Source organism: Thalassospira marina, assembly GCF_002844375.1.
Taxonomy (GTDB): domain Bacteria; phylum Pseudomonadota; class Alphaproteobacteria; order Rhodospirillales; family Thalassospiraceae; genus Thalassospira; species Thalassospira marina.
This window is the reverse complement of record NZ_CP024200.1, coordinates 628,386-647,488: the sequence shown is the minus strand read 5'-3', so window position 1 is coordinate 647,488 and position 19,103 is coordinate 628,386. Positions and strand designations below refer to the sequence as shown.

Annotated in this window: 20 protein-coding genes; 8 read left to right on the top strand and 12 right to left on the bottom strand. The window is 54.1% G+C overall.

Features of this window, described 5'->3' with window-relative positions; translation table 11 throughout:
- Nucleotides 1-6: 6 nt before the first annotated feature.
- From CSC3H3_RS23075 to CSC3H3_RS23065, 3 genes are all read right to left on the bottom strand, one after another.
- Nucleotides 7-378: a hypothetical protein gene (locus CSC3H3_RS23075; protein WP_101267089.1), complete on the bottom strand. Its 372-nt coding sequence runs from the start codon at nucleotides 376-378 to the stop codon at nucleotides 7-9.
- Nucleotides 365-745 carry a DUF736 family protein gene (locus CSC3H3_RS23070; RefSeq protein WP_101267091.1) on the bottom strand — a complete coding sequence of 127 codons (381 nt, stop codon included), beginning with the start codon at nucleotides 743-745 and terminating at the stop codon, nucleotides 365-367. Before CSC3H3_RS23070 ends, CSC3H3_RS23075 begins: the two co-directional genes overlap by 14 nt.
- 212 nt (nucleotides 746-957) lie before the next feature.
- The gene (locus CSC3H3_RS23065; RefSeq protein ID WP_101267093.1) at nucleotides 958-1,164 is read right to left on the bottom strand and encodes a hypothetical protein; all 207 of its coding nucleotides are present in this window, start codon (nucleotides 1,162-1,164) and stop codon (nucleotides 958-960) included.
- Nucleotides 1,165-1,369: 205 nt separating this feature from the next.
- On the opposite strand from CSC3H3_RS23065, the gene CSC3H3_RS23060 reads away from it, so the two are divergent.
- A complete protein-coding gene (locus tag CSC3H3_RS23060) occupies nucleotides 1,370-1,663 on the top strand; it encodes a hypothetical protein (RefSeq protein ID WP_101267094.1) in 294 nt (97 codons plus the stop codon).
- A 227-nt stretch (nucleotides 1,664-1,890) separates the two neighbouring features.
- On the opposite strand, the gene folD is transcribed toward CSC3H3_RS23060, so the two are convergent.
- Genes folD through CSC3H3_RS23035 form a run of 5 tightly spaced genes read right to left on the bottom strand, consistent with a single transcriptional unit; the run spans nucleotide 1,891 to nucleotide 5,929 of the window.
- Nucleotides 1,891-2,832: a bifunctional methylenetetrahydrofolate dehydrogenase/methenyltetrahydrofolate cyclohydrolase FolD gene (folD, locus tag CSC3H3_RS23055; RefSeq protein WP_101286703.1), complete on the bottom strand. Its 942-nt coding sequence runs from the start codon at nucleotides 2,830-2,832 to the stop codon at nucleotides 1,891-1,893.
- A 2-nt stretch (nucleotides 2,833-2,834) separates the two neighbouring features.
- Nucleotides 2,835-3,584, bottom strand: coding sequence for an amino acid ABC transporter ATP-binding protein (locus tag CSC3H3_RS23050; protein WP_101267098.1), 750 nt, complete (start codon nucleotides 3,582-3,584; stop codon nucleotides 2,835-2,837).
- Between the two features lie 9 nt (nucleotides 3,585-3,593).
- Nucleotides 3,594-4,280, bottom strand: coding sequence for an amino acid ABC transporter permease (locus CSC3H3_RS23045; RefSeq protein ID WP_101286702.1), 687 nt, complete (start codon nucleotides 4,278-4,280; stop codon nucleotides 3,594-3,596).
- On the bottom strand, nucleotides 4,277-5,035 hold the full coding sequence (locus CSC3H3_RS23040; protein ID WP_101286701.1) for an amino acid ABC transporter permease: 759 nt from the start codon (nucleotides 5,033-5,035) through the stop codon (nucleotides 4,277-4,279). The genes CSC3H3_RS23045 and CSC3H3_RS23040 overlap by 4 nt, the downstream gene beginning before the upstream one ends.
- A gap of 57 nt (nucleotides 5,036-5,092) precedes the next feature.
- Nucleotides 5,093-5,929: a transporter substrate-binding domain-containing protein gene (locus tag CSC3H3_RS23035; protein ID WP_101286700.1), complete on the bottom strand. Its 837-nt coding sequence runs from the start codon at nucleotides 5,927-5,929 to the stop codon at nucleotides 5,093-5,095.
- A gap of 195 nt (nucleotides 5,930-6,124) precedes the next feature.
- Between CSC3H3_RS23035 and CSC3H3_RS23030 the strand changes: the two genes are divergently transcribed.
- The 7 genes from CSC3H3_RS23030 (at nucleotide 6,125) to purU (ending at nucleotide 14,850) form a co-directional block, all read left to right on the top strand.
- Nucleotides 6,125-7,192 carry a LysR family transcriptional regulator gene (locus CSC3H3_RS23030; protein ID WP_217351151.1) on the top strand — a complete coding sequence of 356 codons (1,068 nt, stop codon included), beginning with the start codon at nucleotides 6,125-6,127 and terminating at the stop codon, nucleotides 7,190-7,192.
- 312 nt (nucleotides 7,193-7,504) lie between these two features.
- The gene (locus CSC3H3_RS23025) at nucleotides 7,505-8,905 is read left to right on the top strand and encodes an aspartate ammonia-lyase (protein WP_101286699.1); all 1,401 of its coding nucleotides are present in this window, start codon (nucleotides 7,505-7,507) and stop codon (nucleotides 8,903-8,905) included.
- Nucleotides 8,902-10,158, top strand: a complete 1,257-nt coding sequence (locus CSC3H3_RS23020; RefSeq protein WP_085594867.1) for a sarcosine oxidase subunit beta family protein — start codon at nucleotides 8,902-8,904, stop codon at nucleotides 10,156-10,158. The genes CSC3H3_RS23025 and CSC3H3_RS23020 overlap by 4 nt, the downstream gene beginning before the upstream one ends.
- A gap of 9 nt (nucleotides 10,159-10,167) precedes the next feature.
- Nucleotides 10,168-10,434, top strand: a complete 267-nt coding sequence (locus CSC3H3_RS23015; protein WP_172963485.1) for a sarcosine oxidase subunit delta — start codon at nucleotides 10,168-10,170, stop codon at nucleotides 10,432-10,434.
- Nucleotides 10,431-13,394, top strand: coding sequence for a sarcosine oxidase subunit alpha family protein (locus tag CSC3H3_RS23010; RefSeq protein WP_101286698.1), 2,964 nt, complete (start codon nucleotides 10,431-10,433; stop codon nucleotides 13,392-13,394). Before CSC3H3_RS23015 ends, CSC3H3_RS23010 begins: the two co-directional genes overlap by 4 nt.
- Nucleotides 13,387-13,920, top strand: coding sequence for a sarcosine oxidase subunit gamma (locus CSC3H3_RS23005; RefSeq protein ID WP_101286697.1), 534 nt, complete (start codon nucleotides 13,387-13,389; stop codon nucleotides 13,918-13,920). The genes CSC3H3_RS23010 and CSC3H3_RS23005 overlap by 8 nt, the downstream gene beginning before the upstream one ends.
- Nucleotides 13,921-13,965: 45 nt before the next feature.
- A complete protein-coding gene (gene purU / locus CSC3H3_RS23000; protein WP_101286696.1) occupies nucleotides 13,966-14,850 on the top strand; it encodes a formyltetrahydrofolate deformylase in 885 nt (294 codons plus the stop codon).
- A gap of 86 nt (nucleotides 14,851-14,936) precedes the next feature.
- Here purU and CSC3H3_RS22995 read toward each other — a convergent pair whose 3' ends face one another.
- The 4 genes from CSC3H3_RS22995 to CSC3H3_RS22980 all read right to left on the bottom strand — a co-directional run bounded on the left by CSC3H3_RS22995 (nucleotide 14,937) and on the right by CSC3H3_RS22980 (nucleotide 19,097).
- Nucleotides 14,937-15,887 carry a bile acid:sodium symporter family protein gene (locus tag CSC3H3_RS22995; protein ID WP_101286695.1) on the bottom strand — a complete coding sequence of 317 codons (951 nt, stop codon included), beginning with the start codon at nucleotides 15,885-15,887 and terminating at the stop codon, nucleotides 14,937-14,939.
- Between the two features lie 187 nt (nucleotides 15,888-16,074).
- Nucleotides 16,075-16,281, bottom strand: coding sequence for a hypothetical protein (locus tag CSC3H3_RS22990; RefSeq protein WP_101286694.1), 207 nt, complete (start codon nucleotides 16,279-16,281; stop codon nucleotides 16,075-16,077).
- Nucleotides 16,282-16,473: 192 nt separating this feature from the next.
- On the bottom strand, nucleotides 16,474-17,988 hold the full coding sequence (locus CSC3H3_RS22985; RefSeq protein ID WP_101286693.1) for a GMC oxidoreductase: 1,515 nt from the start codon (nucleotides 17,986-17,988) through the stop codon (nucleotides 16,474-16,476).
- A gap of 11 nt (nucleotides 17,989-17,999) precedes the next feature.
- Complete coding sequence (locus CSC3H3_RS22980; protein ID WP_101286692.1) at nucleotides 18,000-19,097, bottom strand: ABC transporter ATP-binding protein; 1,098 nt, start codon at nucleotides 19,095-19,097, stop codon at nucleotides 18,000-18,002.
- Between the last annotated feature and the right edge of the window lie 6 nt (nucleotides 19,098-19,103).

Sequence of the window (19,103 nt, the reverse complement as noted above, 5' to 3'; positions counted from 1 at the left end):
CGTCAATCACCGCTCAAACCCCGCTGTATAGCCCCACCGGGCAAACTCCATTGACCACATGCGATAATTGTTGAACTCACGCAGCCTGCGCACCTGGCCCCATAAACGGTTAAGCGTGGGCTGGGTTAGCAGCCTGCACATGGGCCATATTTCAAAGCTGTCGATCGGCGCACGATCTGCGAGCGTCATCTTTTCGCAAGCTGACAGCAGGTCAAAACCCCGATCACGCGGGAGGAAGGCTGCAAACTCGTTACCGTCCTCGTTCCATTCAACAAAGACATTCTGGCACCGTTGCAGGGCCTCTCCCATGCTCACCATGTGAATGGGCGGGGCCTTACGGTCCCGCCCTTGCTCGTTTGCCCTGTTAAGCGGCTGCATTGCCAACCGCCCGGCGCGGGCGCTCCCATTTGATTTCATACGTCCCGGCCTTCACTTCCCACGCTGTCAGGTTCAGCGACATGTGAAAGCTGGGATCGTCGAGTGTCATGGTCAGGAACTTTTTGCCTGCATTGTCCCCGCGCTTGATTTCCTTGATCCATGCCGCACCAATCTTAACGGCACCCCGGCGACCGGCCCCGAAAACGTCAAAAGCAGGGCGTCCCGGTCCGTTTTCATCACCAACGGGCGGCTTGCCGCTTTTCCAGTTTTCAGAGATTGCATGCAGTTCAATGTCAATTCCGAAGTCCAGCGTCTCAAACTTGCCGCTGGCGCTGGTGAACTTCTCATCAAAATTCAAAACATTCATCGGTCCATTTCCCTAATGTGATTGCAAATTGGCGCTTCGCGCAGAGGGTTTTCTTTGGGTTTAAAAGGGGGCGGCAGGTTTTCGTTGCTCACATCTGGCGCACTACCTTGTGGTGACTTACGGCACTGCCGCCCCGCTTGATGGAGAAGCGCAAAACGCCCCTTCCAAACCCCCGGTAATCTTGGCTCCCCAGCCTCAACCGGGCGAAACTGCTAACTGATTTGAGCCATTAGCTCTTTGTTTTCTTTGATTGTCTGAAAGGCGAGAACGACCCATCCGGGCGTTTCATCGTCAAAGTCTTCTGGACCGCTGTACTGCACATCGAAATTTTCAATGGCTTCTTCCAGCGCGATTGTATTGGCTTCAAGCTGACCAATAAGGACTTCAACGCTGCCCTGATTTTGCTTTGATTGCGTCATGGTCTGTTCCCTTTTCCCGTTTACCGTCCCATTTCCGGGATGGGGGCCAGCCGGGAAGCTAGCCCCCTTTGGGAAACGGGAAATACATACTACATACTACATAGTTCATGTATGCAGCATGCAATTACATAAGTGCAACTTGCCGTTGGTTGTCAAACAGTAAAATTCAGGCATACAATCTCTGCGGGAAACGGAGTTACGAACTATGAAGACAATTCAGAGTTACATTGACGACGCACGTCGCCATTCAAATCTGTCATCTAACAATGCGGTTTCGCGTGCGCTTGATATAACCAGCATCAATATGACCCGATATCACCGGGGCCACGGCCTGCCTGGCGATCAAATAATGATCAAATTAGCGGAGCTTGGCGGCAACGACCCTTACAAGGCTTTACTTGATCTTAATTACTGGCGCTCGAAAGGCACTAGTGCAGAGACTTACTATGTCTCGATGCATGACAATATTGATAAAGTAATGGGTGGCCTGAACGCTTAATCTGAAACGGCAAAAGTATGCCGTTTGGTATAGTATAAACCGTGAACAACTAAACACATGTATTAGACAGTTTCTTTATTATAGAGTTTTAATGCGTGGCAAAAGGCTAATAGGGCTGACCAAACAAAACAGCGGACATCCTCGTTCAGGAATGCCCGCTGTGCTTTTGTTTGAGATGGCAGTGCGGCACGTGCTGCCGCTTCCGTTTGGGCTTGCCTGATCCGGGGTCAGCTTGCTTCGCGAAATTCGCGTAACTGGCCGATGCCCTGGGCAAGGGTGAAGCCCGTTTCTTCGGGTTCCGGGCGCTGGTGGATGCGGCAATAGGCTGTCAGGGTGTTATAAAGCAGGCAGGCAATGGTCATGGGGCCAACACCGCCCGGCACGGGTGTAATCGCGCTGGCAATGGTGGTGGCAGATGCAAAATCAACATCACCGACCAGTATTGTTTTGCCATCCTGAATGATGCGGTTAATGCCCACATCAATAACCACGGCCCCCGGTTTTAACCAGTGGCCAGGGATCAACCCGGGTTTGCCAACGGCAACAACAACAATATCGGCCTGACGGCAATGATCGATCAGGTTTTCGGTGTAGCGGTGCGCAATGGTTACCGTGCAATCATCGGCCAGCAGCAATTGCGCCATTGGTTTGCCAACAATGTTGGACCGGCCAATGACCAGGGCATTTTTACCCTTCAACGTACCGAAATGTTCCCGCAACATCAGGGTGCAGCCCAGGGGTGTGCAGGGCAACATTGCCTTTTGCCCGCTTCCCAGAAGGCCGACATTGCGGGTGTGAAAACCATCCACATCCTTTTCCGGTGCAATGGCATTAATGACATTATCGCTGTTGATATGCGCAGGCAGCGGCAATTGCACCAGAATGCCGTGAATATTGGCATCGTGGTTAAGTTCCGTAATCAGCGAGAGCAATTCATCCTCGCCGATGGTGGCAGGCAGACGATGCTGAAAGGACGCCATGCCAGCTTCGCGGGTTTTGCGGCCTTTATTGCGCACGTAAACTTCGGAGGCCGGGTCTTCCCCCACCAGAATGGTGGCGAGGCCGGGCACACTGCCCTGCCCCGCATCCTGCTGGATTTGCCATACCTGTGCGCGAACAAAATCGTGAATGCGCTGGGCAAATTCCTTTCCGTCAATGATAGCTGCCATTGCTAGAGAACCTTGGAAAGGAATTCGGCCGTGCGCGGGTCGCTGGCCTGCGAGAAAAATTCTGCCGGTGGCGCATGTTCAACAATTACGCCCTTATCGGTGAAATAGACATGGTCTGCGGCCTCGCGGGCAAAGCCCATTTCATGGGTTACCAGAATGCAGGTCATGCCGTCCTCGGCCACCTTGCGAACGGCCGAAAGGACTTCTTTGACCATTTCCGGGTCCAGTGCGGCTGTAACCTCGTCAAACAGGATGACTTCGGGTTCCATGCAAAGCGCACGGGCAATGGCAACGCGCTGCTGCTGCCCGCCGGAAAGTTCGCCGGGATAGGAATTGGCTTTATCGGGCAGGCGCATGTCGGCCAGAAGCTTTTGCGCGCGGTCTTCAACTTCGCGGCGCGGTTGCTTGAGAACCTGGATCGGTGCCATGGCAACGTTTTCCAGCACGGTTTTGTGGGGAAACAGATTATATTGCTGAAACACCATGCCAACACGATGGCGCAGTTTGACCTGGTCAAGTTCCGGGTCGCTTACCGTGATGTCACCAACCTTGATGGTGCCCTTGTTAACCGGTGTCAGGCCGTTAATGGTGCGCAAAATCGTTGATTTGCCCGAGCCTGACGGGCCGATAATGGCAACAACCTCGCCTTTGCGGATATCCATATCAATGCCGCGCAGTACCTCGAAGGCACCAAAGGATTTGTGAACGCCCCGAAGGGAAATCAATGGCTGAGAATTTGGGGAAATAGTCATATCAGCACCTCATTTCGTGCGGAAGCGTCGTTCAAGCACCAGCGAGAGGCGATTGATCGGCCAGGTATAAAGAAAGAACATTGCCAGAAGCGCTGCATACATCGGGATCAGCACGCGGGAATCACTTTGTGCCTGCACGGCAGCCTGGGTGCGGCCCAGTGCCTCCTCTACCCCGACAATCATGGAAAGCGGCGTTGCGGTTAACAGCAAAGCATACAGGTTCATCCAGGGCGGGATCATTCGGGTCAGGCATTGCGGCAGGATGATGCGAAAAAGCGTTGCCTTGCGGCTATAGCCCAGTGCTTCGGCGGCTTCCCACTGTCCGCGCGGTACAGATTTAACCGCCCCGCGCACAATTTCCGAGAAATTGGCTGCCACCGGAAAGGAAAAGCCGATGGTGGCGCGAAGCCAGCTTGGCAGTTCAATGGTGATGCCTGCGATATTGACCTGATAGGGCATCAGGAAAATGCAGTAAAACAGCAAAACCAGCCACGGCGCATTGCGAAACAACTGAGTCAGCAATTTGGATGGCAGGCCGATTGTGAAATTGAGTGAAAGCTGGCCCAGCCCCAGAAAAGTCCCAACTGCTGTGCCAATCACAATGGCAAGCAGGCTCATCAGGATGTTCATTACAAAGCCCTGCAGGACGAACGGCATCCATTCAAGGGTCTGGAGATACAGGTTCGAAGTGGTCATTGGCTGTCTCCCAGACCAAAGCCCGGCAGGCGCATCGCGGCTTCCACCCGGTTGATGATAAAGACAACAGCCCCGGTCAGAACCAGATAGATGACGAGCATGACATTCATCATTTCGATGGTATTGAGAGAGTCTGACCAGATCTGGTTTGAAACATATAAAAGTTCAGCAACGCCAACGGCATAGGCAACTGTTGTGGCCTTGGTCAGGTCAACCAGGTTGTTTGCCAGCGATGCAAATGAAAACCTGAGCGCCAGCGGAACCGTGACAGCAAAAAAGGCCTGCCGGCGGTTATAGCCAAGGGCAAGGGCTGCTTCCTCGTAGGAGCCATGAACCGCCCCTACCCCGGCGCGGAATGTTTCAACGTTAAAAGCCCCGGCATAAAGCGACAGCGAAATCACCGCCCAGCTGAAACTGCCCAGCAGGGGTTCGGGCAGGCCCAGGTCGTTCTGACCGACCGGCATGATGCTGCCGATGGCAAAATAGAAAAAATACATCTGCACGATCAGCGGGGTGTTGCGAAAAAGGGCAACGTAACTGCGTACAAGAAAGCCGGAAAAACCCCGGCCCGATGTTAAAATGGCGGCACCGATTGCCCCGATAATGATCGAAAAAAAGGTGCTGGCGAGAATGAGCAAAACCGTGTTGCCCAGACCGGTGATGAAACGTTCAAAGTCAAACGCATCATAGAAAATAGTCAGATTGATCCCCGAATTCGCCAGTTCGCGGAAGAAAGTCTGAATGTCAGTAATCATATCCGATACTCTGCTGCGTCCGGCGTCCAAAGACGCCGGACCAATGCGGGCTTGCGATCAGTTGATGTGATCTTTCAGCGCTTCATGCATTTTGATCAGATAAGCGGAGTTTTTGATGCCATTATCGGCTTCAAGTTTAAGCAGCGTGCCATCGCGGTGCATCTGGGCAACCATGCCGGCAACAAAATAGCCAAAGGGTGAAAACTGGTCATCCTGGCGAACAGCCATACCCCAGGGGGTATCTGCCATTACCGGCAGCGGCATCTGGTAATCGGCCCATTGTTCTTTTGAAAGGCGGACATTGATCTGGTTGTCGTCTTCAAGAAGGCCGATGCAGCGTCCCTGTTTCATCGCAGCTTCGGTTTCGGCCGTGCCAGCAAAAGCCAGAATTTTAACGCCGAATTCTTCCTGTGCAGGTTTGTTATACCAGGCACCCTGTACGGCACATACGGTCTGGCCGGAAATCTGGTTCCATTCGGTTGCCTTGATGGTTTTGGGCAGCAATACCGAATAACCCGACGAATAATAGTTGGGATGCACAAACGACACGATCTTGCGACGATCGGCCGTATCGGATGCGGATGCGATCATAAGGTCGATCTGGCCCTGGGCGAGGAATTCAAACCGGTTGGCCGATGTTACCTTGACGAATTCTGCTTTGACCCCCAGCGCATCGGCGATTTTTTTGCCGATATCAACTTCCATCCCCTTGAAGCTGCCATCAGAGGCGCGATAGGACCAGGGAACATAATCGTCCTTGGTGCCGATTTTCAAAGTACCTGCTGCTTTGACGCGGCAAAGGGTGTCGTCTCCACATTCAAGTGACTGAGCGGACGCGGCCGTGCTGATGACTGCAACGCATGCGGCAAGCGCAAGTGCTTTTAGGTTGATCATGTTATACCCCTGATAATTCGTTGGTGATAAACGTGGCTTTAATCGCCGCGATCCGTTCTCTTGGCCGTTATTATTATGAGCGGAGAGAAATGCCTTTAACGGATTTGACTGTCCCTAAACTTGCCGGTTGCTTCAATTGGAATTCCTTAGTAGTAGTGGAATTACTGATTTTCATTAATACGGTTAAAGTTAATCATGCCCCTTCCCGATCTTCATGCCCTTGAAATTGCAGCAACTGTTATCGAAGAAGGCAGCATGAGCGCGGCTGCCGCCCAACTGGGCATGACGCAATCTGCCGTGTCGCAGGCAATGAAACGGGCCGAGGCACAGGTTGACGTTACCCTGGTCCATCGTAACCGTCGCCCCCTGGTGCCGACTGAGGCCGGGCGCGTTTTAGTGGCCCATATTCGCGAAATTGCCATTCGGGCGGAACGTGCAATCGAGGAAGTCAGGGCAACCGCCCTGCGGCCGGAACGGCAAAATTTGCGTTTGGGCATGGTCGATACATTTGCGTCCGCCGTTGGGCCGGTATTGATCCGCGATCTGATGGAAGGGTCGATTGCGCTACGTGTGACGGCCTTTTCCGGCCTTGCCAACGCCCATGCCGATGCCCTGATGCGCCATGAAATTGACGCAGCCATCACATCGGACCCGATGGATGAACTTGATGAATTAATGCGGTTTCCTTTGTTTCGTGAACCCTTTGTGCTGGTGGCACCCATTGCCTGGGGCGATACATTGCGCAACCGGCCCCTGCGCGATATTCTGATTGATCACCGCTTAATCCGCTATAGCGCGCGGTCGCATATGGGCATGCAGGTTGAGCGGCATTTGCGCCGCCTTCGCATCGAACATTCGCAAGTTTTATCCTTTGATACCTCGGATTCCCTGCTGGCGATGGTGGTGGGCGGCGTCGGTGTTGCCATTACCACACCCTTATGCCTGATCCAGGGTGGGTTGCACCTGCCGGGCCTGGCAGTATTGCCCCTGCCCAGCCCCGGTTTTTCACGCGAATTAACGCTGGTGACCCGCCGAGGCGAATTTGACACCCTTGGTCCCCGTATTGCGCAGGCGGCACGCGATATGTTGCTAAACCATACCGTGCCGCAAATTGTGGGCGAAATTCCCTGGCTTGCCAATATCTCGACTGAAATGGTCTGGCAGCCGCCGGTGCCCGATGAAATTGCCAGTCTGGCCGATTTGGCGCTGGATGCGGATATGGACGCGACGCCCGGGGCGGAAAACGACCAGGACGGGGATTAACCTGTTTGTCGGCCATCATTGCCAGATTGTTCCGCGTTCGGATGGGAACGACCGTTTTTCAGATTTGACAGGGTTTTCAAATCAATCCAGCCGGATGGTTTCAGTTAAATAGCTGAAATATATTGGTATTTCGACATTTTAACTGTGACGGAACTGATCGCAGATAACAGAAAATATCACTGCTTTTTCGCCATACTATTAATCCAAATTATGATGTTAAGTGAATTAACTTAAGTCTGGCTTATTTGATTCAAATCCCGTCCCGGCTTTGTCATGGTTCTGCGCATCGACAGTCCGAAGTCAGGGACCACCATGCCACATACAAGAACAGATACCGACAGCCTGGGATCGCGCCAAATACCGGAAGGTGCGCTGTACGGGGTTGCAACATTACGCGGGCAGGAAAATTTCAATATTTCCTTTCGCAAGCTGCGCGACGCCCCCGAACTTTTAAAGGCGTTAGCGCAGATCAAACAGGCATCCGCCGCGGCCAACCGCGATATTGGTGTGCTTCCGGCCGCGATTGCCAATGCCATTATTGAGGGGGCAACCGAAATTGCCGGTGGCGAACATGTCGAACAGTTTGTTGTCGATTTGCTGGAAGGGTCCGGTGGCACGTCGATCAATATGAATATGAATGAAGTGCTGGCGAACCGCGCACTTCAGAAACTGGGTAAGCCAGTTGGCTCCTACGATATCGTTCATCCCAACGACCATGTGAATAAGGGGCAGTCCACCAACGATGTGTTGCCTGCTGCGGTCAAACTGGCGATTTACGATAAATCCTATGCATTGATTGATGTTCTGGAACATCTGGCTGGTACGCTTTCGGATCGTGCCCGCGCATTTGATGATGTGTTGCGCATTGGCCGGACCTGTATGCAGGCCGCACAACCCATGCGCCTGGGCCAGGCATTTGGCGGGTATGCCGCGGCCATTCGCCGCCTGATCGCCAAATTGCGCATTGCGCGCAATGAAATGCTGGTTTTGCCGCTGGGCGGGACGGCCATTGGCACCGGGCTGGGGGCGGCAGCGGGTTATCGCAAGGCTGTTTATTATCACCTGAAGGCCATTGTCGGTGCCCATGTGTCGCCCGGCGAAGACATGTTTGATGCTATGCAAAATGCCGATGCCTTTGCAAGACTATCATCCGAAATTCGCATTTGTGCCGAGGTGATCGGCAAGATTGCATCAGACCTGATCATTCTGGCATCCGGCCCCAATAGTGGCGTTGGCGAGCTGCGCCTGCCATCGGTTCAGCCGGGGTCATCGATTATGCCGGGCAAGGTTAACCCGGTGTTGCCGATGATGATGCAGCAGGTTGCCTTTGCCGTTGTTGGCAATGATGCGGCGGTATCGCTGGCATCCCTTCAGGGGCAGTTGGAAATCAACCATTTTGAGCCGGTCATCGCCTCGCGCATGTTTGATTCAATCGAGCTTCTGGCCAATTCGACCCGCATTTTTGCCGATAAATGTATCGCCGGGATCGAAGCCGATACTGAACAGTCCCTTACCAATCTTCTTCAATCATCGGCTCTTGCCACCGTGTTCGTGCCCAAACTTGGTTATGCCGAGGTCGCACGACTGGTTCAGGAATCCGTTGCCAGCAAACGCCCCTTCATTGAACTGGCCATCGAGCGAGACCTTCTCACACATGACGAAGTCCTCAGGGTGGTTCGTGAAAGCACTGATTATCATGAGGAAATCGCATGAGCCGCTATTCTGCCCTGTCTATTTTGCGCCATGGACTAACGGGGAACAGACACTGGTCCCGCGCCTGGCGCGACCCGGTGCCAAAACCGGAATATGACGTAATCATTGTTGGCGGCGGCGGGCATGGCCTGGCAACGGCCTATTACCTGGCCAAGGAACATGGCATTCGCAATGTGGCCGTGTTGGAAAAAGGCTGGCTGGGCGGCGGCAATACCGGGCGAAACACCACCATTGTCCGTTCAAATTACATGATGCCCGGCAATACCATGTTTTATGAACGCTCCATGAAGCTGTGGGAAAATCTTAGCCAGGATCTGAACTACAATGTCATGATCTCGCAGCGCGGGCAGTATAATCTGTGCCATTCGCCTGGCCAGATGGATGCGGCACGGCGGCGCGGCAATATCATGCGGTCCAACGGCATTGATGCCGAACTGTTTGACCGTGCCGAAGTGATGCGACGCCTGCCCTATCTGGATTATTCGGCAAATGCCCGTTTCCCCATTCACGGGGCTATTTACCAGTCACGCGCCGGAACAGCCCGCCACGATGCCGTGGCATGGGGTTATGCCCGCGGGGCCGATCAGAATGGCGTTGATATCATCCAGCAATGCGAAGTGACCGGTTATTTGTGGGATCAGGACAGGATTGTGGGGGTTGAAACCAGTCGCGGGCCGATCCGGGCGAAAAAAGTTGCCCTGGCCGTGGCCGGGCATAGCGGGCATCTGGCGGCCAAGGCCGGCTTGCGCCTGCCAATTGAAACCCATGTTTTGCAGGCCTTTGTCACCGAACCGCTAAAGCCGCTGGTCGATAGCGTGATTTCGTTTGGTGCGGCGCATTTTTACATCAGCCAGTCTGACAAGGGGGGGCTGGTTCTGGGTGGTGACCTTGACGGGTTTAATTCCTATGCCCAGCGCGGCGGCCTGCCGATTGTGGAACATACCCTGCAAAGTGCGAAGGCCCTGATGCCGTCATTATCGCGGTTGCGCCTTTTGCGCCACTGGGCCGGGGTGATGGATATGAGCATGGATGGCTCGCCCATCATTTCGAAAATGCCGGTCGAGGGGCTGTGGCTGAATGGGGGTTGGTGTTACGGCGGCTTCAAGGCCACGCCAGCGTCGGGTTTTTGTTTTGCCTGGACAATTGCCAAAGGCGAACCCCACCCCGACAACGCCGAATTCACCCTGGACCGGTTCGCGCGCGGCTATCAGATCGACGAAAAGGGCGTTGGCCCGCAACCAAACGCGCATTGAGGTTTAATCATGCTGAGAATTCATTGCCCCATTTGCGGCTTACGCGACGAAACCGAATTTACCTATGGTGCCGATGCCACCGTGCAGCAGCCCGACATTGCCGAAACCGACCAGAAAGCATGGCTCGATTACGTTTTTATGCGTGACAACCCCCGTGGCCCGCACCGCGAATACTGGCATCACGTGGCGGGATGCCGCCAGTGGCTGGTGGTTGAACGCGATACCCTGACCCATGAAATGGGCCAAAGCTTTCTTGCCCGTGAGGTTTCCAAATGACATCGCGCAGACTTTCAGATGGCGGCCGCATTGACCGCAGCCAGAAATTTGCCGTCCGGTTTGGCGGTAAACAGTTTACGGCCTTTGGCGGCGATACACTGGCATCGGCCCTGCTGGCCGGGAACAAGGGCATTGTCGCCCGCAGTTTCAAATATCACCGCCCGCGCGGGATTATGGCGGCAGGTGCCGAAGAACCAAATGCCCTGGTGCATTTGCGCGATGGTGCCCGCCACGAACCCAACGCCCAGGCAACGCTGGTCGAAGCCTTTGCCGGTTTATCATCGACCCCGCAAAATGCCTGGCCCAGCCTTGAATTTGATATCGGCGCGCCCCTTGGCCTGATGTCGCGATTTTTTGGTGCCGGGTTTTATTACAAAACTTTTATTGGCCCGTTTCAGGGCACCGGGTTCTGGATGTTTTGCGAACGGTTCATTCGCAAGGCCGCCGGTATGGGCTTTGCCAAAACAATCGATGACCCCGACCATTACGAGAAGATCAACGCATTTTGCGACACCCTGATCATTGGTGCTGGCCCGTCGGGCCTGGCGGCAGCACTGGCTGCCGGGCGCAGGGGCGATAATGTGGTGCTGGTGGACCAGGACCATGTATTGGGCGGCAGTTTGCTTGATGAACAGGCGGGTTCCGCAAGTGATGCCTGGCTGGCACAAACGGTGGCAGAATTACGCGCCATGGATAATGTGCGCATTCTGACCCGCACAACCGCTTTTGGTGCCTATGATGGTGACGTATTTGGCCTGGTTGAACGCCTGCAGGACCATATGCAGGTGCCAGAAACGGGCAAACCGCGCCAGCGTTACTGGTTGTTGCGCGCGGGTAAAACCATTTTGGCAACGGGTGCGCTGGAACGCCCGCTGGTTTTTGCGGGCAATGATGTTCCTGGTGTCATGCTGGCGTCGGCCGTTCGCGAATATCTGAACCGCTATGCGGTTTTGTGCGGGCAGGAAATTGTTCTCGCTACCAATAATGACAGCGCCTATCAAACCGCGTTTGACCTGCGCGATGCCGGTGCAACGGTAACCATTTGCGATATGCGGGCAAATATTTCGCCCGTTCTGGTGCAAAAATCGGTGCGGGCGGGGATTACGGTGCTGGCGGGCCACGGTATTTTGCAGGCCCGGGGCAACAAATGTGTGACCGGTGCGCAAATTGTACCGGTTGATACGGCGGGCCACGCAACGGGCAGCACACGCATGATCAAATGCGATCTTATTGCTGTTTCGGGCGGCTGGGCCCCTGTGTTGCATTTATGGAGCCAGCGTTTCGGCAAGCCCGATTACCATAAAAACCTGGATGCGTTTTTGCCCCAGGCACAGCGTGAAACCATCACCTGTGTTGGTTCGCTGGTGGGGGCGGCAAACTGTCAGGAAGCCCTTGAACAGGGGCATGTTGCTGGCGGACAAACCGGTAATGCGCCGGAAATGGCCCTTTCTGAGACCTTCTGGGGTAATGACCTGTCACCCGTGACGATCATTACCAAACCGGATGGCACCACGCCGGGCAAAGCCTTTGTCGATTTCCAGCATGACGTCAAACTGGCAGACATCGACCAGGCCCATCTGGAAGGTTATGTCTCGGTCGAGCATTTGAAACGCTATACCACATCGGGCATGGCGACTGATCAGGGGAAAACATCGAATTTGAATGCGCTGTCGCGGATGGCGGCATTACGTAAAATGGATATCCCCGCTGTCGGGACAACACGGTTCCGCCCGCCCTTTACGCCGGTTACCATTGGCGCCATTGTCGGCCATGAACATGGCCTGCATTTCCACCCCACCCGCCTGTCGGTTATTCATGACTGGCACCGCGAAAATGGTGCCGAATTTACCGAAGCCGGTGCGTGGTTGCGCCCCTGGTATTACCCCGAAAATGGCGAGGATTTGCGCCGCGCCTATATCCGCGAGGCCGCCCATGTGCGCGAACATGTTGGCATTGTTGATGTGTCGACATTGGGCAAAATTGCGGTTCAGGGCCCAGATGCGGCCGAATTTTTAAACCGGGTTTATACCAACGGGTTTAAAACACTTGCCCTTGGACGCCTGCGATATGGCGTGATGCTGCGCGAGGATGGCTTTGTCCTTGATGATGGCGCAACAGCACGGCTGGGCGAGAATGACTATTTCATGTCCACCACCACGGCCAATGCAGCGAAAATTCTGGCAAAGGCCGAATTGCTGCTGGATACGGCTTGGCGGGATTTGAAGGTGCATGTCACCACCATTACCGACCAATGGGCGGCCTTTGCCATTGCAGGGCCAAAATCCCGGCAGTTGCTGGCCGATGTGACCGGTGCCGATTTAAGCCGCGATGCCCTGCCCAACAATCACTTTACCAATGTGGTTGTTAACGGTGTTAACTGTCGTCTTCATCGCATGAGCTATTCTGGCGAGCTGGCCTATGAAATTTATGTGCCTGCCAAATCGGGCCGGATGGTGTGGGAAAGCTTGATGGCGGCGGGCAAGGTGCATTCGTTAAAACCCTATGGCACCGAAGCCATGGGTGCCCTTCGCATCGAAAAAGGCCATGTTGCCGGTGCAGAAATTGAAGGCCGTACCACGATGCAGGATTTGGGGCTGGAAGGCCTGGCATCGGGTAAAAAACCGTTCCTGGGTGCGGTACTGCGCAAGCGCCCGCATCTTGAAAACCCGGACCGCCCCACCCTGGTCGGCTTGGAAATTATTGGCGATCAGGGCGCAAAGGCGGGGTCGCTTTTATTTGCCCAAACCGGCCCGACCGAAGGGCATGGTGAAGGCTGGGTATCGTCAACAACCTATTCCCCTGCCCTGAAGAAAAATATTGCCTTGGCACTGTTATCACGGGGTCGCACCCGGTTGGGTGAAACCATTCGTGTTGTCGATTTTGTCGGCAACAGCACCTTGCAGGCAAAGGTCGTCTCGCATCATTTCTTTGACCCCGAAGGGCTTCGTCAAAATGGTTAAACATAACAAATTGCCGGTCAATGGCACCATCAGCACAGGTGAAGCCGTAACCATCAGCGAGGTCGCAACCGGGCATATCACCCAGTTTGCCGGGTGGGACGGGTTTGAACCGGCGGTGAATGCTGCCCTGCAATCCTTTGGCCTGTCGCTGCCGGCCGATTATTGCACTGCCGTGCGCCATGAAAACAGCGTGTTATGGCGTATTGCGCCGAACCGTGTGCTGCTTCAGTCCGTTATGCCGGTCGATCACGCCAGTGGTGATGATATTGTTGTGCTGGATTTATCCGATGCGCGCCGGTGTGTGCGTCTTGAAGGGGTCGGTGCTGCGGGTTTGCTGGCCCGGGTGATGGCCATTGATTTTTCGGCTTCGGCCTTTCCGGTGGGAACGTTCGTTCAGGCGGGAATGCACCATGTTGGGGTGCTGGTGGATCGCAAGGGGGACCAAACCTTTGACCTGCTGATACCGACAACCTGGACCGTTTCGCTTTGTGATCTTTTGATCAGCCATTTTGGACATGCGGCCTGAGATTGCCAGCCTGCCAGCTAGCCAACCTCCTGGAAGGAGCATTTTGTGGATAATTTCGTCCTTACCGTTCAATGCCAGTCCCGTCGCGGGATCGTGGCGGCGATTGCCGGGTTTCTTGCCGATCATGGCTGCAACATTACGGATTCCGCGCAGTTTGATGACCCGCAAACGGAAAAGTTTTTCATGCGCATCACGTTTCGGTCCGAAACGGGGGCAAATCTTGAAGCCCTGCGCAGCAGTTTTGAAGACATAGCAACTGAATTTGACATTACCTTTGCGCTTAATAACAGCGCGCAACGGACCAAGGTTCTGTTGATGGTGTCAAATTTCGGTCATTGCCTGAATGACCTGTTATATCGCTGGCGCATCGGCGCGTTGCCAATTGATATTGTCGGGGTTGTATCGAACCACCTGACCTATCAAAAGCTGATTGTTAATCACGACATCCCCTTTCACCACATTCGGGTGACAAAGGAAAACAAACCACAGGCCGAACAGCGCCTGATGGAAATTGTCGAGGAATCAGAAGCCGAACTGATCGTACTTGCCCGCTATATGCAAATTCTGTCCGATCAGGTTTGCAAGAAAATGGAAGGTAGGGTGATCAATATCCACCATTCATTCCTGCCATCTTTCAAGGGTGCAAACCCTTATAAACAGGCATTTGTGCGTGGGGTAAAGCTGATTGGCGCAACAGCCCATTATGTGACGGCGGACCTTGATGAAGGCCCGATTATTGAACAGGATATTGTGCGCATTACCCATGCCCAGTCCCCCGAAGATTATGTCAGCCTGGGACGGGATATCGAGGCGCAGGTGCTGGCGCGGGCCATTCATGCCCATATCCATCAGCGCGCCTTTTTGAATGGCAATAAAACCATCGTTTTCCCGGCCAGCCCGGGAAGCTATGCATCGGAAAAAATGGGCTAACGACAGATACCGTTGCGGCACCATTCAAACGCCTTAAAAGATCAGGGCCGAAGGAATTAATCTTCCTTCGGCCGTTTTTCGTCAGATCAGAAATTATTGGCAGCGGGATTTTCAGCGCCCGTTTCAGCAACCGGTTCTTCAACCGGTTTGCGGCTCCAATACCCCGCCAGAAGCGAGCCGGAGATATTGTGCCAGACGCTAAACAGCGTGCCCGGGAGGGCCGAAACCGGGGTGAAAAACTTCATCGCCAATGCGGTCGCAAGGCCGGAATTTTGCAGGCCGACTTCAAAGGCAATGGTCCGGCAGATTTTGCGATCAAAACCCAGAAGGGCGGTTACGCCATAACCCAGTGCCAGACCAATGGCATTATGCAGGATCACGGCAAAGGCAACGATCAGGCCAACACTGGCAACCTTGTCGGCATTCAGGGCGACAACAATGGCAATGATCAGCAGGATGGCGAACATCGAAATATAGGGAAAAATCCCTTCGATTTTGCGAACCCATTTCGATGCGATTTCGTTAAGGACAACCCCAATGATAACAGGCACCAAAACAATTTTGACCAGCGACATCAGCATGGGCTGAACCGGCACATCAATGCTTTGCCCGGCCAAAAAGGCTACCAGAACCGGCGTCAGGAAAACACCGATAAGGGTTGAGGTCGCGGTCATGGAAATGGAAAGGGCGGTATCACCCTTTGCCAGATAACACATCACATTCGATGATGTGCCACCGGCGACACTGCCGACCAGAAGCATGCCAACGGTAAGGTCGTCATCAAAGCCAAACAGCTTTGCCACCAGCCAGGCGGCGACCGGCATGATCAGGAACTGCAAAATCACGCCAACCACCAGCGCCTTGCGGCTTTTGGCAACATTGGCAAAATCTTTTGCCGTCAATGTAAGACCCATGGCCAGCATGATAACTGTCAGCAATGGAACAATACCGGCACTTAACGATGTAAACGGGCCGGGTACGAAAAAAGCCAGTAATGAAAGCAATAATGCCCATACTGGAAAAAGTTGAAGGACCACGAACGTTTCTCCTGCGATGCGCGTTTTTGTTTATGAAAGGCAAGTCCCCCCCCGCCCGCACCCCTTTGCCGCGACCAGGACGTGGCCGTAAACGGGTGGTTTCCGATACCGGATATGACCGGAAAAGACAGGTTCCAGGCGGTCAATATTTTGACATCATCAGGTTTATTTTATAATCGGCCATCTGTCACAAATAATTATTGTTTTCGCCGTAAATAATTGAAATCCAAGAAGTGCTTTGCAGTAAAAACGCCATGGTTATTGCCATGCCAATGACCGGCGCAAATGTTGCCAAAGTCAATTGCACCGGGTTTGTTTTGCCAATGGCAATGTCCCCATACGGGAATGGTTCTGTGCGGCCCTGTGATGCAAAATGAATTGTTTTGACGCGCATTAATGGCCCGTCGCGGCGCAAAGAAGACCAGTCCGCGCCAATAACCGGGTGGGATGATTAACGGCAGCGGACTGGCAAGGTCACCCGGTGTTGTGCTGGGTGAGGGAGAGGTTGGATACGGTACTTAAAGCCCTTTTTCCGCTCGCCCGTTTGAGCCGGACGGTGTGGCGATGTTGGCGGGATATCCGGTGGTCAGGGTTTGTTAGCCAATAGTTGCTGCGAAATTGCTTTGCCCGCTTTCAGGGCCAGGGCGGCAATTGTCAGCGCCGGGTTTACGGCGGCAGATGTTGGCAAAACAGACGCATCCGTAATCCACAGGTTGGCAATGTCGTGCGACTGGCAATCTGGATTGACGACCGATAAATGTGGGTCTATCCCCAGCCGTGCCGTACCACATTGATGTGACGTGGTTTTGCGCCCGAAGGTGCGAATGGCAACAATCGGAAAACCTGCACGTTTCATCACCTTTTTTGTCTGGGCAATCAGTTGCTGATGCGCTTGCATGTTGGATCGCTGCCAATCGACAACAATGTCATTACCGCGGATCATGACACGACTTTGCGGGTTGGGCAGGTCTTCACTGGTCAGGAACCAGCCAAAGGCACGCCCGGCAATCGCCTTCGCCAGAAAGGCCGGCAAGATTGGCACCTGTGCCTTCAGGATGTTGCCGGTAATGCGGCCCAGGCATTGCACATTGCCCAGCGGCCCCGTTCCTGCCGGGCTGTTATTATAGAAATCATTGAAACACAGTGTTTTTTGGTAAACGCAATCGTTTTTCAAAAACGGGTCCATCGTGATCATGGCACTGGTGTTGTGGTTCATGAAATTGCGCCCGACCTGGTCCGAACTGTTGGCCAAACCAGCAGGATGCACGGTATTGGCCGAACGTAACAGCAAGGCAGCCGTTTGTACGGCCCCGGCGGCAACGGCGATGTGTTTTGCAAAAAGGCGTTCTTCGCGCCCATCACGGGTGACCAAAACCGAGGTAGCGGTTTGGCCGCTGTCATCGGTTTCAATACGTGTTACCCGGGCATTGGGCCAAAGTTCGACATTGGGATGTTTTAACGCCTGTGCCAGCGGTCCCGATTGCGCATCGATCTTGCCTTTACCGGTATTGGGAAAAGCATCCCAGCCAGTTTTACCTTCGGCAAGCCAGGTTTTGATATCGATCGCAAGCGGCAGGCTGGCGGGTGTAACGCCAGCTTTTTCCAGGCGTTGACGAATGTGCGCCATGGCCGGTTCGTCGGGCACAGCGGAAAATGGAAAATCACGAGCGCGCGGCGGGTCGGTCGGGTCCTGGCCCAGGGCACCACGCACCGAAAACAGGTTTTCGGCTTCATCGTACCATGGGGCAAGGTCATCATAGCTGATTGGCCAGCCCGGTGATTGGCCTTCAGGATGTGGCCGGGGGGTGAAATCCTGTTTGCGGTAACGATACATTACCGCGCCATAGAATTTGGAATTTCCCCCGACATAATAATAGTTTCCGGGCAAAAACCGTTCACCATCGGTCGCCAGCCATTCTTCATCGGATTGATAAAAACCTTTCTGAAAAATGGCGACATCATCGCGGGCTTCCGGGGTATGTTGCAAATGGGGGCCGCGTTCCAGGATCAGGATTTTGGCACCTGTGGGGGCCAGGGACGACGCCAGCGTCGCCCCGCCAATCCCCGAACCGATAATGATGATGTCGCGAGAAACGGTCATGCCAGGTCGCCTTAATCGATGCGTTGTTCAGTCTGGGGATCAAACAGTACGATTTTTGCTGCATCAATACCCAATGATACCACCTGCCCGCTTTTCAGGGTTTGTGGCGGGACACGCGCGGTAACATCGGCACCACCAAGGGTGAACATCGCCAGGGCATCAGGCCCGGTTGGTTCAACCACCTCGATGGTGACACTGGCATTTGCATCGGCATTTGTATTGACCGAAAAACCTTCCGGGCGAATACCAACCAGTACATCCTTGCCGGCATATTTGGCCTTTGCCGCGTCGCTTAGGGGAATATTTGTCATCAGGGCGTCTTCGCCATTGGTTTGACGCACGCGGATAACGGGGGTGTCATTGCTTGCCGCCATGGTGCCAGGCACGATATTCATGGCAGGCGAGCCGACGAACTTTGCCACATAAACATTTGCCGGGCGTTCATAAACGATTTGCGGTTCATCAAGCTGTTGAACGATACCGTCTTTCATCACGGCCACACGGGTTGCCAGGGTCATCGCCTCGATCTGGTCGTGGGTGACATAGACGATGGTGGTGCCAAGCCGTTGATGTAACCGTTTGATTTCGGTGCGCATATCGACGCGCAATTTGGCATCAAGGTTTGACAGTGGTTCGTCAAACAAAAACAGTTTGGGATTGCGCACCAACGCCCGGCCCATTGCCACACGCTGGCGCTGCCCACCCGAAAGCTGCGATGGTTTGCGGTCCAGCAAATGATCGATCTGCAAAAGTTCGACGGCGGCCTGGGTCGCCTTTTCGCGATCAGCCTTGGCGATTTTGCGAATTTTCATGCCAAATTCGATGTTTTCGCGCACCGTCATCGTCGGATACAGGGCATAGGATTGAAACACCATTGCGATGTCGCGGTCCTTGGGCATCAAATCATTTACACCCTGCCCGCCAATGCGAATTTCGCCTTCGGTAATTTCTTCCAACCCGGCAATCAGACTTAGCAGGGTTGACTTGCCACAGCCCGACGGCCCCAGAAGTACCAGAAAATCCCCTGCCTCGATCGAGATGCTGACTTCCTTGAGAACCTCGAGATGGCCATAGCTTTTTCGTACGCGATCAATTTCCAGAGTAGCCATTTTTCA